At 65.1% G+C, this 13,297-nt stretch carries 16 protein-coding genes; 10 read left to right on the plus strand and 6 right to left on the minus strand.

Translation table 11 applies throughout. From position 1 onward, the window contains the following. The first annotated feature begins 2 nt into the window (after positions 1-2). From nuoN to SE91_RS13280, 6 genes are read left to right on the plus strand one after another with little or no spacing between them, the layout of a single operon-like run. Positions 3-1,439 (plus strand): NADH-quinone oxidoreductase subunit NuoN, encoded by a 1,437-nt coding sequence (nuoN, locus tag SE91_RS13255; protein WP_061847890.1) that lies wholly within the window; start codon positions 3-5, stop codon positions 1,437-1,439. 1 nt (position 1,440) lies between these two features. Further along, positions 1,441-2,247 (plus strand): biotin--[acetyl-CoA-carboxylase] ligase, encoded by an 807-nt coding sequence (locus tag SE91_RS13260; protein WP_061847891.1) that lies wholly within the window; start codon positions 1,441-1,443, stop codon positions 2,245-2,247. Then, a complete protein-coding gene (locus SE91_RS13265; protein ID WP_061847892.1) occupies positions 2,247-3,917 on the plus strand; it encodes a ribonuclease J in 1,671 nt (556 codons plus the stop codon). The genes SE91_RS13260 and SE91_RS13265 overlap by 1 nt, the downstream gene beginning before the upstream one ends. 13 nt (positions 3,918-3,930) lie before the next feature. Further along, positions 3,931-4,335 (plus strand): methylmalonyl-CoA epimerase, encoded by a 405-nt coding sequence (gene mce, locus SE91_RS13270; RefSeq protein ID WP_008547717.1) that lies wholly within the window; start codon positions 3,931-3,933, stop codon positions 4,333-4,335. A gap of 9 nt (positions 4,336-4,344) precedes the next feature. Beyond that, complete coding sequence (locus SE91_RS13275) at positions 4,345-4,620, plus strand: DUF1467 family protein (protein ID WP_061847893.1); 276 nt, start codon at positions 4,345-4,347, stop codon at positions 4,618-4,620. A 35-nt stretch (positions 4,621-4,655) separates the two neighbouring features. After that, complete coding sequence (locus SE91_RS13280) at positions 4,656-5,003, plus strand: hypothetical protein (protein ID WP_061847894.1); 348 nt, start codon at positions 4,656-4,658, stop codon at positions 5,001-5,003. 15 nt (positions 5,004-5,018) lie between these two features. Here SE91_RS13280 and SE91_RS13285 read toward each other — a convergent pair whose 3' ends face one another. Then, the gene (locus SE91_RS13285) at positions 5,019-5,282 is read right to left on the minus strand and encodes a GlsB/YeaQ/YmgE family stress response membrane protein (protein ID WP_008547711.1); all 264 of its coding nucleotides are present in this window, start codon (positions 5,280-5,282) and stop codon (positions 5,019-5,021) included. Between the two features lie 32 nt (positions 5,283-5,314). Continuing rightward, entirely contained in the window at positions 5,315-5,764 is a 450-nt protein-coding gene (locus SE91_RS13290; RefSeq protein ID WP_061851112.1) for a YidB family protein, read from the minus strand. Between the two features lie 270 nt (positions 5,765-6,034). Between SE91_RS13290 and mtnK the strand changes: the two genes are divergently transcribed. Beyond that, positions 6,035-7,324 (plus strand): S-methyl-5-thioribose kinase, encoded by a 1,290-nt coding sequence (gene mtnK / locus SE91_RS13295; protein WP_061847895.1) that lies wholly within the window; start codon positions 6,035-6,037, stop codon positions 7,322-7,324. A gap of 10 nt (positions 7,325-7,334) precedes the next feature. Here the strand turns inward: mtnK and SE91_RS13300 are convergent, their stop codons facing one another. Next, entirely contained in the window at positions 7,335-7,943 is a 609-nt protein-coding gene (locus SE91_RS13300; RefSeq protein ID WP_245318448.1) for a hypothetical protein, read from the minus strand. A gap of 394 nt (positions 7,944-8,337) precedes the next feature. Next, positions 8,338-8,964 carry a LysR family transcriptional regulator gene (locus tag SE91_RS13305; RefSeq protein WP_061847897.1) on the minus strand — a complete coding sequence of 209 codons (627 nt, stop codon included), beginning with the start codon at positions 8,962-8,964 and terminating at the stop codon, positions 8,338-8,340. Between the two features lie 127 nt (positions 8,965-9,091). Between SE91_RS13305 and SE91_RS13310 the strand changes: the two genes are divergently transcribed. The 3 genes from SE91_RS13310 to SE91_RS13320 are packed head-to-tail and all read left to right on the plus strand — an operon-like array spanning position 9,092 to position 11,087. Then, positions 9,092-9,961 carry a VOC family protein gene (locus SE91_RS13310; protein WP_061847898.1) on the plus strand — a complete coding sequence of 290 codons (870 nt, stop codon included), beginning with the start codon at positions 9,092-9,094 and terminating at the stop codon, positions 9,959-9,961. A gap of 1 nt (position 9,962) precedes the next feature. After that, the gene (locus SE91_RS13315; RefSeq protein WP_061847899.1) at positions 9,963-10,349 is read left to right on the plus strand and encodes a RidA family protein; all 387 of its coding nucleotides are present in this window, start codon (positions 9,963-9,965) and stop codon (positions 10,347-10,349) included. 33 nt (positions 10,350-10,382) lie between these two features. Then, a complete protein-coding gene (locus SE91_RS13320) occupies positions 10,383-11,087 on the plus strand; it encodes an L-2-amino-thiazoline-4-carboxylic acid hydrolase (protein WP_061847900.1) in 705 nt (234 codons plus the stop codon). Between the two features lie 310 nt (positions 11,088-11,397). Here SE91_RS13320 and SE91_RS13325 read toward each other — a convergent pair whose 3' ends face one another. Together SE91_RS13325 and SE91_RS13330 are read right to left on the minus strand one after the other, a co-directional pair. Further along, complete coding sequence (locus tag SE91_RS13325) at positions 11,398-12,423, minus strand: ABC transporter permease (RefSeq protein WP_060736202.1); 1,026 nt, start codon at positions 12,421-12,423, stop codon at positions 11,398-11,400. 11 nt (positions 12,424-12,434) lie between these two features. Beyond that, on the minus strand, positions 12,435-13,297 hold an 863-nt coding region (locus SE91_RS13330; protein ID WP_156489596.1), incomplete at its 5' end, for an ATP-binding cassette domain-containing protein.

The following is a 13,297-nucleotide window of genomic DNA, read 5'->3' on the forward strand; positions in this document are numbered from 1 at the left end:
CCATGAGCTTTGAGACTGCAGGATATCAATTGGCGCCGGTGCTGCCCGAGCTCGTGCTCGCGGTCGGCGCCATGGCGCTGCTGATGCTGGGCGCCTATCGCGGGCAGAAGACGACCAAGACCGTCACCTCGCTGGCGGTGGTGCTGCTGATCGTGGTCGGCGCGCTCGTCTACATGCAGCCCGCGGGCAAGCAGGTGACCTTCGGCGGCAGCTTCATCGTCGACGACTTCGCCCGCTTCATGAAGATTCTGGCCCTGATCGGCTCGGCGGTGACGCTGGTGCTGTCGACCGAATTCCTGTCCGATCCCTCGCGCCGGATATTCGAATACGCCATCCTGGTGCTGCTCTCGACCCTCGGCATGATGGTGCTGATCTCGGCCGGCGACCTGATCTCGCTCTATCTCGGGCTCGAACTGATGTCGCTCGCGCTTTACGTCGTGGCAGCCTCGAACCGCGACAACGCCAAGTCGACCGAAGCGGGTCTGAAGTATTTCGTGCTCGGCGCGCTGTCCTCGGGCATGCTGCTGTACGGCTCCTCGCTGGTCTATGGCTTCACCGGCACGGTCAGCTTCACCGGCATCGCCTCGGCCGCGACGATCTCCAATGTCGGCCTCGTCTTCGGCCTCGTCTTCCTGCTGGCGGGCCTCTGCTTCAAGGTCTCGGCCGTGCCGTTCCACATGTGGACGCCGGACGTCTATGAGGGCGCGCCGACGCCGGTCACCGCCTTCTTCGCCTCGGCGCCGAAGGTGGCCGCGCTCGCCGTCTTCACCCGCGTCACGCTGACGGCATTCCCCGGCATCGTCTCGCAGTGGCAGCAGATCCTGGTGTTCGTCGCAATCGCTTCGATGGCGCTCGGCTCCTTCGCCGCGATCGGCCAGACCAACATCAAGCGCCTGATGGCGTATTCCTCGATCGGCCACATGGGCTTCGCGCTGGTCGGCCTCGCCTCCGGCACGGTCGAGGGCGCGCAGGGCGTCCTGATGTACATCGTGATCTATGTCGCGATGACGCTCGGCTCGTTCTCGATCATCCTCGCGATGAAGCGGAACGGCCAGGCCGTGGAGCAGATCAGTGATTTCGCGGGCCTGTCGCGGACCAATCCGCTGCTGGCCTTCATGTTCGCGATGCTGCTGTTCTCGCTCGCCGGCATCCCGCCGCTCGCCGGCTTCTTCGCCAAATGGTACGTCTTCGTCGCGGCGATCAAGGCCAACCTGTTCACGCTCGCCGTGATCGGCGTGCTGACCAGCGTCGTTGGCGCCTACTATTATCTCGCCATCGTCAAGACGATGTATTTCGACGAACCGGCCGGCCAGGTCGATCCCGTCCGCATCGAGGTGCGCACGGTGCTGGCGGTCGCGGGTCTTTTCAACCTGCTGTTCGCGCTGTTCGCGGGTCCCGTGGTGAGCATCGCCTCCGCCGCGGCAAAGTCGTTGTTCTAGGATGGGATTCGCGCTCGGTCCTCGTGCACAAGCCGCGGGCTACAAGCTCGCGGCTTTCGAACGGACCGGCTCGACCAATACCGACGCGATCGAGCACGCCCGGGCCGGCGAACGCGGCCCGATGTGGTTCGTCACATCAGAGCAGACCGCCGGCCGCGGCCGTCGCCAGCGCGCCTGGATCGCGCCCAAGGGCAATCTCGCGGCCAGCATCCTCGAAGTCATGGACGTCGCGCCCGCTGTCGCGGCCACGCTCGGCTTTGCCGCCGGGCTGGCGCAAGAGGCGGCGCTGGAGAAGGTGAGCCTCGAAGCCGCGCTGCGCCTCGGCGAGGGCCGTCCCCGCTACGCCCTGAAATGGCCGAACGACGTGCTCGCCGGCGGCAAGAAGCTGGTCGGCATCGCACTGGACGCCGAGGCCATCGGCGACAGGCTGGCCGTCGTCGCCGGCATGGGCACCAATGTCGTGGCCGCGCCGGAGGGCACGCCGACGCCTGCGGTGTCGCTCGCTGCGCTCGGCGTCCAGATCAGCGCAGAGGAGCTGTTCTCGGCGCTCTCCGATGCCTGGGTCGAGTTCCGCGGCATCTGGGACAATGGCCGCGGCTTTGCCGAGATCCGCAAGCTCTGGCTCGAACGCGCCGCCGGGCTCGGGGAGCGGGTCGCTATCCAGACGGGAACGATGACACTGGAAGGCATTTTCGACAGCATCGACGACACCGGCTGCCTGATCGTACGCACTGCGGAAGGCCGGCTTGTGCCGGTAGCGGCGGGCGAGGTGTTCTTTGGCCCGGTCCGCTCGGTGGGAGCTGCGTGATGGCGAAGCCCGACGAATTGGTGTTTGCGCCGCTCGGCGGCGTCGGCGAGATCGGCATGAATCTGTCGATCTACGGTCTCGGCAACCGCCAGCAGCGCGCCTGGCTCGCGGTCGATCTCGGCGTCTCCTTCGGCGACGAGGAGCATCTGCCCGGCATCGACTTGATCATGCCGGACATCTCCTTCCTGGAGAAGGAACGCAAGAACCTGATGGGCCTGGTGCTCACCCACGCCCATGAGGACCATTTCGGTGCGATCATCGACCTCTGGCCAAGGCTGAAATGCCCGATCTACGCGACCAAGTTCAGCGCCGCGCTGTTCGAGGCCAAATGCGCCGCCGAGCGCAATGCGCCTGAGATTCCCGTCACGGTGATCCCGTCCGGTGGCCGCGTCGATGTCGGCCCGTTCAACGTCGAGTTCATCCCGGTTGCGCACTCCATTCCCGAAGCGCACGCGCTTGCGATCCGCACCGAGGCCGGCACCGTGCTGCACACCGGCGACTGGAAGATCGATCCGACCCCGACGCTGGGCGCGCCGACCGATGAGAAGCGGCTGCGCGAGCTCGGCGAGGAGGGCGTGCTCGCCTTGATCGGCGATTCCACCAACGCGGTGCGCGACGGCCGCTCGCCGTCGGAGGCCGAGGTCGCCCGCACCATCATCGATCTCGTCAAGGCCGCCAAGGGCCGCGTCGCGGTGACGACCTTCGCCTCCAATGTCGCCCGCGTCAAAGCCGTGGCCGAGGCTGCGAAAGCCGCCGATCGCGAGGTCGTCGTGGTCGGCCGCGCCATGGAGCGCGTGGTGCAGGTCGCGCGCGAGACCGGTTATCTCGACGGCGTGCAGAACTTCCGCTCGCCCGAGGTCTACGGCCATCTGCCCCAGGACAAGGTCCTGGCGCTCTGCACCGGCAGCCAGGGCGAGCCGCGTGCCGCGCTGGCGCGGATCGCCAATGACGATCATCCCGAGATCACGCTCAATCGCGGCGACAGTGTCATCTTCTCCTCGCGTACCATCCCCGGCAACGAGAAGGCCGTCGGCTCGATCATCAACAATCTGGTGCTCCAGGGCGTCGAGGTGATCACCGACCGCGACGCGCTGGTCCACGTCTCCGGCCATCCCCGCCGCGACGAGCTGCGCGATCTGATCTCCTGGGTGAAGCCCCAGCTCCTGATCCCGGTCCACGGCGAGGCGCTGCACTTGAATGAGCACGCCAAGCTGGCGCGCGCCGCCGGCGTGCCGCGCGTGCTGGTCTGCCGCAATGGCGACCTGGTCAGGCTCGGACCCGGCGATCCCGGCATCGTCGGCGAGGTGCCGTCGGGCCGTCTCTACAAGGACGGCACGATCCTGGAGGACTCCAAATCCCGCGCAGTGGTCGAGCGCCGCCGCATGGCCTTTTCTGGCTGCGCCTTTGTGGCCGTCGCCATGACGGAGCAGGGCGAGCTTGCCGACGATCCCGAGGTCGATCTCGTCGGCATCCCCGAGAAGAACAGGGCGGGCGAGGCCTTCGACGACATCGTCTTCGATGCCGTGGTCTTGACCATCGAGGGCCTGCCGCGGCCGCGGCGGCGCGATCCGGACGCGCTGGCGGAGTCGGTGCGACGCGCTGTCCGTGCCGTCATCAACGAACACTGGGGTAAAAAGCCCCCCTGTCTGGTACATGTGCTGACAGTGTAAGGGGAGAAGAGACATGCTCGGCCGGCTCAACCATGTCGCGATCGCGACCAAGGACGCCCTCAAGGCGGCCAAGATCTACGGCGCGGCGTTCGGAGCGCAGATCTCGGAAGCCGTGCCGCTGCCCGAGCACGGCGTCACCACCGTGTTCGCGACGCTACCCAACACCAAGATCGAGTTCATCGAGCCGCTCGGCGAGGGTTCGCCGATCGCGAAATTCCTGGAGCGCAACGCCGACGGCGGCATCCACCATATCTGTTACGAGGTCGTCGACATCATCGCCTCGCGCGACACCCTGGTGAAGGAGGGCGCGCGGGTGCTCGGCGACGGCGTGCCGAAGATCGGCGCCCACGGCAAGCCGGTGCTGTTCCTGCACCCCAAGGATTTTTCCGGCGCCCTTGTCGAGATCGAGCAGGCATAAGGCCGCGTCATGGCCATCCAGATTTCAACCTGGCTCGCGATCTACTTCGTGCTGTGGTGGGTCATGCTGTTCGTGACGCTGCCGTTCGGCGTGCGCAGCCAGCACGAGGACGGCGTCGGCGCGCCCGGCACCGACCCCGGCGCACCGATCCTGACCCGAATGGGGCGCAAGCTGATCTGGACCACGATCATCTCGGCGATCGTCTTCGGCATCGGCCTTGCCGCCTACCACGCCGGCTATCTCTCGATCGAGCGCCTGTCGAGGATGATGGGCATGCCGTTTTAGATATTATTGCAGGCGATTGTTTTTGGGGGGATCGAATGACTTTTCAGCGGATCGTCATTGCGCTTCTGGTGCTGATCGTCGCCGCCCTGGGCGTCATCGGCTATGTCGAATGGAAGATGGCGGCGCAGCTGCGCACCTTGAAGGCCTTCGTCGAGGGCTATGTCTTCAACGAGGCCGTGATGGCCTGCGAGCAGGCCAAGAGCTCGACGCCGTTTAGATGGAACGGCGGCAAGAGCACCTCGGTGATCGGGCTGAACTCGGTCAAGACGGACAAATACAGCGTCTACGCCAGCTATACGCTGGTGGCGGACAGCGTCTATTGCGATTACGACCCGATCAAGAGAAAGGCCGAAATCGGCTCGAGCTTCCTGGAGCGGGAGTAACGATCCGCGCCAGCTCTAGATCGCGCGGCGTTGCCGGCCGGCGATAAGACCGTAGACGAACAGCACGATGATCGCGCCGACCACTGCACCGATCAGGCCCGCCCCTTCGCCAGGGCGATACCAGCCCAGCGCCTGGCCGAGATAGGAGGCCACGAAGGCTCCGACGATGCCGAGGATGGTCGTCAGGATGAAGCCGGACGGTTCATTATCGCCGGGCATGATGAACTTGGCGATCACGCCGGCGATGAAGCCAATGATGATGGTCCAAAGAAGGCTCATGTGTACTCCTCTTCTGAGTGGAGCCGTTGCAGCTACGCGTCGGGCAAACGTCCATCCGGCGTGTATTTGTCGATGGCGGTCGGAAGCTCGCGGGATAGCCGTGTGACGATCTCGTCTTGAGAAAGCCCGGTCTGCTGCGCGAGCTTCTCCAGGACGTCGCTGCCGATGGCTTGCTTGAGCTCCGGCGAGGAAATCTCCTTGTTCGGGCCGGGCTTCACCCACGAATCGGCGATCTCGCCCTGCCCATTCTGGTTAAACCTCTCCAGGAGCTCGCCAATTCCGCCGTTGAGCAGGCCCCCGATTCCGCCCGCGCCGAGCATGCCGCCGAGATTGCCCAGCATGCCTCCGAGCGGCTGCTGGCCCCCCGCCGACGAGCCGCCGCCGGCGCCTTTCAGCAGCTCCGCCAGTTTGTCGCGGTTCTGATATCCGGCGATGGCCAGCATCGCCAGAAGTGCAGTCATGGATGGCATTCCGCGGCTCATCGGCAGCTCCTTCAAACGGTCAGAATGGCAAAACCGTCTCGGCCCGCTTGTGTTCCTAGCCGGCAGACCGAGCGCTCGCGACCAAGCGTCCCAGCTTGGTCCCGATACTCGTGACCTCGGTCATCTTCCTGTGCGCTGGCACAACCAAAAGCGCTGGCTGGCGGCCTGCGTTGATTGTGACTACGATCCGACCAAAAGAATGGCCGGGCTCGGCTCCTGCTTCCCAGCAGCGGGAGTAACGTTCCGGCCCAGACATGAGATGGGATCGTCATGAGCGGGGACCGGGCAGGGGACTATCGGATCTTGCATGAGGCGGACTTGCGGGACTATCTCGCTGGCCTGCCCGATATCGCGGCACTGCTCGGCGGCGAGCCCAAGTCCTGGGCGATCACCGAGGTCGGCGACGGCAATCTCAACCTCGTCTTCATCGTCAAGGGCAATCGCGGCGGCATCGCCGTCAAGCAGGCGCTGCCTTACGTCCGCCTGGTCGGCGAGAGCTGGCCGTTGCCGTTGTCCCGGGCCCATTACGAATATCTGGCGCTGTCGAAGCAGGCCAAGCTCGCGCCCGGCCTCGTGCCGGCGCTGCTGCATCACAACGCGGCGCTGGCGCTCACGGTGATGGAGCTGCTCGAACCCCACATCATCATGCGCAAGGGGCTGGTTGCGGCAACGCAATATCCTGGCTTTGTGGACGACATCACCACCTTCATGGCGCAGACGCTGTTCTTTACCTCCGACCTCGCGCTGTCCGCGGCCGAGAAGAAGGAGGGCATCGCGGCGTTTGCCGGCAACCATGCGCTCTGCAAGATCACCGAGGATCTGATCTTCACCGATCCCTACCGCGTCGCCGAACAGAACCGCTGGACCGCGCCCTATCTCGACGGCCTAGCCGCGGAGCTGCGCGACGACATGGACCTGCACGTCGCGATCTCCCGGCTGAAGCTGAAATTCATGGCAAGCCCGGAGGCGCTGCTCCATGGCGACCTCCACACCGGCTCGATCATGGTGACGGAGAGCCAGACGCGGGTGATCGACCCCGAATTCGCATTCTACGGCCCGATGGGCTTCGACGTCGGCGCCGTGCTGGCCAATCTCCTGATGGCCTATTTCGCCTCCGCCGGCCACGAGCGCATAGCGGGCGAGCGGGCGGCCTTCGAGGGTTGGGTTCTGGAGACCGTCGAAAAGGTCTGGAATGAGTTCGCCCGCAAATTCCTCGACCTCTGGCGCGCCGGCGCGGAAGGCGATGCCTATCCCGTCTCGCTCTTCGCCGGCGAGAAGGGGGCTGCGCGCCTGGAAGCCGAGCGGCGGGCCTACATGCAGCGCCTGTTCGCCGATACGGTCGGCTTCACCGCCGCAAAAACCATCCGCCGCATCTTCGGCCTCGCCCACAACATCGACTTCGAGCTGATCGAGGATCCGCGCAGGCGAGCGATCAGCGAAGCTCGCGCCGTGCGGCTCGCACGCGCAATGATGGTGGAGACGGCGGCATTTCCGACCATCGCAGACGTCACCGGCGCTGCGCGAAAGCTGGGGGACTGGATGCCGGAACTATCCGGTTGATAGGCGATAATCAATAAAGCCGCATCGGCAGCAAGGCGCCATCCGGTCCGACCAGAACACCCCAGGTCTCATTGACCGCGACTTCGAACTGCCGATCTTGCGCGCGACCATCCGCCTTGACGCTGAACTTGTACTTGCCCGGCGGCAGGTCGAGCTTCAGGTCGTCCGGCAGTTCGTCCGCAACGTTGTCGGAGTAGGCCAGCGTTTCTCCGGCGTGGCCCGCCAGCGGAATGGTGCGCTCGTTGACGGTGATGACCGCCGCTTCATCCGTCTTGTTGCCGAGCAGCAACCTCGCTTGCCCGGGCTTCGGCAGGATGCCAGCCGACGCGACCGCCGGCTTGCGCAGAGAAATATCCGCGATGGTCTTGCCGTCCTCGCGGCTGAGCCGAAGCGACGCCGGTCCCTCGCTCGTCGTGAAGCCGATCGCGGCGCTGTCAGGCGTGACCACCGCGCCCTCGGTTTCCGTCCAGCCTCGCTCTCGCAGTGCGGCGCGATAGAAGGCGAGCACCGCCGCGAGATCGCGTGGCGTCTCGACGTGCGCGGACCGGATGAAAGGCGAGTTCTTCGCGGTCATCAGTTCCCAGCCCGCGGGCAGCGCGAGGCCGGCCTCGGCCGACATCTTGGCTTCGAACGTCCGGGTGGCTGCCCGTGCCAGAAATGCGACCGCGTCGCAGAGCAGGCGCTCACCGAGATGGCCTGGGGTGCAACGGTCCCTGACCGCCCACCAAGTTTGATCGATATACTCGTTTGCCCCCGAGGTGCGATGCCAGCCGAATTGGATGGTATCCGCCGAGCTGTCGCGGACAGGGTCCGGCGTGACCGGGATCGCCATCGCAGCCGTCGCGGCGAGCAGGCTGCCGGCAAGCAAGACCCCTAGCGTTCGACGGTTCATTTTTGCGCAATCCCTGGGGCTCAGATGACGATCCTGAGCCTGGTCGCGCAGAGCACGAAAAATGTTCATTTTTCCCGGTTGTAGGATTGGGAGTCGGCGTTGGTAGCGGCCGGGAACAGCCTCAACGTCCGCTGATGCCGACCAGGCGCGGGCGGCCGCTTGCGCGCGGCTTCTCGGCCGACAAAGCGCGCAGCCACGCGCGAAAACTGACGACCTCCGGGCAATCCGCCGTGCCTTCGGGCGCGACCAGCCAGTCGCCCAGACCCGATCCCTCATCGATCCGGTTGCAGCGGTAGCCAGGATGACGGTCGAGACCGCGGGCGATCAGCAGGTCAACCTTGCCTTCGACCAGCTCGTGCAGGCCGGCGGGCTGCAGCACCCGCAGGCCGATGTCCGGGTGCGCGCTGCGAAACTCCGCTAGATCGAGGCGGCGCAGGTCGATGCTGCCGTGGACGCCCAATTGCAGCAGCACCGCACCAACCGGCTTCAAATGCGAGGTCGCCTCGGCAATATGACGAAAGCCTTCGGATATCCCGGGCAGATAGGCCTGTCCTGCCGGGGTGAGGATGAGCTGCTTATGCAGCCGATCGAACAGCCGCACGCCGAGGCGTGCCTCCAGCGCCTTCACCTGCTGCCCCACGGCGGCGGGCGTGACATGCAGCTCGTGCGCGGCCAGCTTGAAGCTGAGATGGCGCGCGGCGGCTTCGAAGGCGCGGAGCGCGTTGAGCGGGGGAAGGGCGTAGGTCATCGCTGCCAAGTTTGTCATGCAACGGCTGTGGGCTTGCAATAGATTTTCTTGCGTTGAACCGCAGGAATGATGGTTTGCGCGGCAGCGCCGTCGCCGGATACGGTCGATCCGCAATCCGGAGAAACCCATGCCCCGCCGCCTCGATCATCTCGTCATTTGCGTCCGCGATCTGCAACAGGCTGCGCTGGATTGGCAAAAGCTCGGCTTCAATCTCACGCCGACCGGGGTGCACCCGTTCGGAACCAGCAACCGCCTCGCGCAGTTCGCCGATAATTTTCTCGAATTGCTGGCTGTCACCGACGAGGCGCTGGTGCCCGCCGCGGCGCCGGGGCGCTTCAGCTTCGCGGCTCACAACCGGGATTTTCTCGCGCGTAGCGAAGGCATGTCGATGCTGGCCTTGCACAGCACCGACGCCCTTGCGGATGCGGCCGATTTCGCGGCGAAGGGCATCGGCGCCTACGCGCCGTTCGGTTTCGGCCGCGACGCGGTGCTTCCGGGCGGAGGCACGGCGCGCGTCGAATTTTCACTGGCTTTTGCCACCGACCCCGCGATGCCTGGGATCGCGTTCTTCACCTGCCAGCAGCGCCATCCGCCGGAATTGTTCTGGAAGCCCGATTTTCAGCGCCACCCTAACGCGGCAACACGCGTGATCGAGGTCGTGATGTCGGCACCGGAGCCGGCGAGGCATCGCGAATTTCTCGAGCATCTCATGGAAGGAACGGCCGAGCTTGCGCCGGCGCGGCTGACGATCGGCAAGACCGGCGATCGGATCACGGTGCTGGGCCCTGCGGAATTGTCACAGCGGTTGCCGGGCCTTGCCGGCGATACGTCGCCGCGCTTCTGCGCTGCGCGTTTTGCTGTCGCCGAGCTCGACGCGACCCGACGCACATTGAAGTCAAACGGCGTCGATTTCGCGATGCGCGGCGCCGTGCTGCTGGTGTCGCCTGCGGCATCGCATGGGTTGGCACTGGAATTCGTCGAACAGGAGGCAATCTGACATGGCTCAAATCGTCACGCATAATCCTCCATCGGTTCATCCGCCCGCCGGCGGCTACAGCATGGGACTCGAAGTCAGTCAGCATCGCCGACTGCTGTTCATCAGCGGTCAGGTGCCCGAGAGGTCCGACGGCAGCGTGCCCGACGGTTTTGAGGCGCAATGCGAGCAGGCTTGGCGGAACATCATCGAGGTGCTCGCCGCAGCCGGCCTCGGCATCCGAAATCTGGTCAAGGTCACCACGTTCCTGACCGACCTCAGCCAGGTCGTGCCCAATCGCGGCGTGCGCAGCAAAATGCTGGCGGGACACGAACCCGCGCTGACCGTCATGATCGCGCAAACCGTCGACAGCAAATGGCTGCTGGAGATCGAGGCGATCGCCGCGGAATGAAGCGGGCAGGGCGATTTGTTTGAGAGACATCCGATGGCCGAGATCATCCATCCCTTCTACGAGGCTCATCGCGGCGCCATGGAAGCCGCCATGCGCCATCGCCTCGACCTTGCCGAAGCGATGTTGCGCGACCGTGCACAGCTGCCCGATATCGCTGCCATCAGGCAGGAGGTCATGGACGAATTCGCGGTCGTGCTCGCCCAGATGCCCTATGTCGGAGGTGCAGCGAACCGCATGAGCGATTTCTTCATGCGTCTGGTGGGCTTCATGGCCATCAGCCGCGTGCTCCAGCGGCATGGCGTGCCGCTGCCCGTGATCGGCGACATCGAGCGGGAAACCTACAAGGCACAATTGCTCACGGTGCCCGAGGCGGAACGCCTCGCCGCGGGGCGCGAGTTCATGTCACCCGAGAACCAGACAATGCTGCGCGAGCAGGCGGCGCAAAGTGTCACGAAGAGCCATCAAGACGCATTCCCGGGTGATTTCGTCCACGATTTCGTCGAGCCCGGGCCAGGCGACGAGTTTGAGTTCGGCATCAACTACGAGGCTTGCGGCTTCTGCAAATTCGCCGCGCAACACGGTGACAAGGACATCCTGCCGAATATCTGCGGGCTCGATTTCGACGCTTTCGCAACGCGGGGCATCCGCCTGCAACGGACGCAGACGCTGGCCGGCGGCGCCAGCCACTGCGATTTCAGATTTTCGAAGATTTCGCCGGCCGGGAAGGGCGCGAGCTGAGCAGTGTTCGCCATGTTGATCAGCTGCTCTCACCGCGTCGTCATTGCGAGCGCAGCGAAGCAATCCAGAAATGCATCCGCGGAGAGATACCTGGATTGCTTCGCTGCGCTCGCAATGACGGGTTCGGCAGCGGCACTCCATCGGCCGCTTGAGGGGCGCCGCCATGGTTACATCATGCCCCTGTTTTGCCCGACAGGTCAAATTCACTTCGCTAAATCCGCAGTCCTGCGACGCCGCGCGCAAGCCATTGATTTCGGCGGCCCCGGCTACTGTGCATGGGGTTGTTTTCGCACCTTTGTTTCGAGAGGGTCTACTCCGCCGCTTTTTCCCTCAAGCGCTGCGCATAGACGTTGATGACCAGCGCCGCCAGGAGGATCAGGCCGCGGATCAGGATCTTCAGGAAACTGTCGATGTTGACGTGATCGAGGCCATTGTTGAGAACGCCCAGCACGAACAGGCCGACGATGGTGTTGCCGATGCCGCCGCGACCACCGAACAGGCTAGTGCCGCCGACCACGACGGCGGCGATGGAGTCGAGCAGGTAGGTGTCGAACTCGTTCTGCTGTGCGCTGCCGAAATGGGCGACGCCGAGCATGCCGCCGATGCCGGAGCACACCGCCGAGATCACCATGACCGCGCCGAGGATCAGCTTGACGTTGAGGCCGGAATATTCGGCGGCCTCGCGATTGCCCCCGACCATGTAGACATAGCGGCCGAAGCGCGTGTAGGTCAGCACCAGATGGCCGCCGAGCAGCATCAGCGCGGCGATGATGACAAGCCAGGGGATGCCGCCGATCGAGCCCGAGCCGAGCGTAGTGATCAGGCTCGGCACCTTGTAGGCGATCTGGCCGCGCACCAGGAGAGCGGAGATGCCGGCGGCGATCTGCATCATCGCCAGCGTCATGATGAAGGAGGGGATGCCGATCACGGTCAGCCCCAGCGCATTGACGAGGCCGAGCAGGGCGCAGAGCAGGATCGACAGCAGGATGGCGACGGCGCCGGGCAGCGGCACGTTGGCGATGTTGACGTAGGATTCCTGCAGCGTGAAATAGGCGACCGCGATGCCGGTGACATTGGCGATGGCGGCGATCGAGAGGTCGATCTCGGCGCAGAGGATCACGAAGGTGAGGCCGACCGCGATGATGCCGGTGATCGACACCTGGGTCAGGATGTTGCCGAGATTGTCGAGCGTCGCGAAGGAGGGGCTGGCGAAGGAGAAGAAGCCGGCCAGGAAGATCAGCGTCAGGAACGGCGCGATGTTGCGCATCTGCGAGCGCAGGAAGGGCGCGAGCCCGCGTGTCCGCTGCCCCGTCGCCAAAGCCGTGTCGCTGCTCATGTGCTTCTCCGTCACGCCGCTTCCAGCAGGCGGTCCTTGCTGACCGGCTCGTTCCTGAATTCCCGCACCAAGGCGCCGCGCTTGAGCACGAGGATGCGGTCGGCCAGCGACAGCACCGTTTCCGGCTCGGTCGACAGCACGATGATGGCAAGGCCCTTGGCGCGGAGGTCGCGGACGATGTTGATGACGTCGTTCTTGGCGCCGACATCCATGCCGCGGGTCGGCTCGCACAGCACCAGAAGCTTGGGCGGATAGGTCAGCCATTTTGCCAGAGCAACCTTCTGCTGGTTGCCGCCGGAGAGCATGCCGAGGTCGAGGCCGACCACCGGAGGCCTGATCTGCAGTTGCTCGACCTGGCGCTTGGCGATATCGCGCTCTTGCGCCGGCTTGAGCAGCAGCGATGAGATGCGGTCGAGAATACTGATCGAGATGTTCTTGTAGACCGGTTCCTGGTGAAACAGCATGTCGCGCCGGCTCTCGGGCACCAGCGCCACGCCGGCACGCCGCGCCGCCGCCGTGCTGGCAAAGGACTTCGGCGTGCCCTCCACGGCGAGCGTGCCGCTATCCGGCTTCAGCTTGCCGAACAGGATGCGCGACAGCTCCTGCTGGCCGCAGCCCATGAAACCATAGATGCCGAGCACCTCGCCTGCGCGCGCCTCGAACGAAACATCCTTGAGGCTGCGGGCGAGGGAGAGCTGATCGACCTTCAGGATCACCGGGCTGCCGCTCGGCTGCGGTAGCATCAGATCGTCGGTGTAGCTGTGCTCGAGCGTTTCGCCGCCGCGGCCGATCATGGCCTCGATCAGCGCGCCCTTGCTGGTTGCAGCGCTCGCGGTCTCCGCGACCTTCCGTCCGTTGCGGAACACGGTCACCG

The sequence above is a fragment of the Bradyrhizobium sp. DOA1 genome, assembly GCF_001593325.1.
Taxonomy (GTDB): Bacteria; Pseudomonadota; Alphaproteobacteria; order Rhizobiales; family Xanthobacteraceae; genus Bradyrhizobium.

Bases quoted from the DNA above. Each gene is read 5' to 3' on its own strand.
- nuoN (WP_061847890.1), top strand. From the start codon at position 3: ATGAGCTTTGAGACTGCAGGATATCAATTGGCGCCGGTGCTGCCCGAG.
- SE91_RS13260 (WP_061847891.1), top strand. From the start codon at position 1,441: ATGGGATTCGCGCTCGGTCCTCGTGCACAAGCCGCGGGCTACAAGCTC.
- SE91_RS13265 (WP_061847892.1), top strand. From the start codon at position 2,247: ATGGCGAAGCCCGACGAATTGGTGTTTGCGCCGCTCGGCGGCGTCGGC.
- mce (WP_008547717.1), top strand. From the start codon at position 3,931: ATGCTCGGCCGGCTCAACCATGTCGCGATCGCGACCAAGGACGCCCTC.
- SE91_RS13275 (WP_061847893.1), top strand. From the start codon at position 4,345: ATGGCCATCCAGATTTCAACCTGGCTCGCGATCTACTTCGTGCTGTGG.
- SE91_RS13280 (WP_061847894.1), top strand. From the start codon at position 4,656: ATGACTTTTCAGCGGATCGTCATTGCGCTTCTGGTGCTGATCGTCGCC.
- SE91_RS13285 (WP_008547711.1), bottom strand. From the start codon at position 5,282: ATGAGCCTTCTTTGGACCATCATCATTGGCTTCATCGCCGGCGTGATC.
- SE91_RS13290 (WP_061851112.1), bottom strand. From the start codon at position 5,764: ATGAGCCGCGGAATGCCATCCATGACTGCACTTCTGGCGATGCTGGCC.
- mtnK (WP_061847895.1), top strand. From the start codon at position 6,035: ATGAGCGGGGACCGGGCAGGGGACTATCGGATCTTGCATGAGGCGGAC.
- SE91_RS13300 (WP_245318448.1), bottom strand. From the start codon at position 7,943: ATGTCGGCCGAGGCCGGCCTCGCGCTGCCCGCGGGCTGGGAACTGATG.
- SE91_RS13305 (WP_061847897.1), bottom strand. From the start codon at position 8,964: ATGACCTACGCCCTTCCCCCGCTCAACGCGCTCCGCGCCTTCGAAGCC.
- SE91_RS13310 (WP_061847898.1), top strand. From the start codon at position 9,092: ATGCCCCGCCGCCTCGATCATCTCGTCATTTGCGTCCGCGATCTGCAA.
- SE91_RS13315 (WP_061847899.1), top strand. From the start codon at position 9,963: ATGGCTCAAATCGTCACGCATAATCCTCCATCGGTTCATCCGCCCGCC.
- SE91_RS13320 (WP_061847900.1), top strand. From the start codon at position 10,383: ATGGCCGAGATCATCCATCCCTTCTACGAGGCTCATCGCGGCGCCATG.
- SE91_RS13325 (WP_060736202.1), bottom strand. From the start codon at position 12,423: ATGAGCAGCGACACGGCTTTGGCGACGGGGCAGCGGACACGCGGGCTC.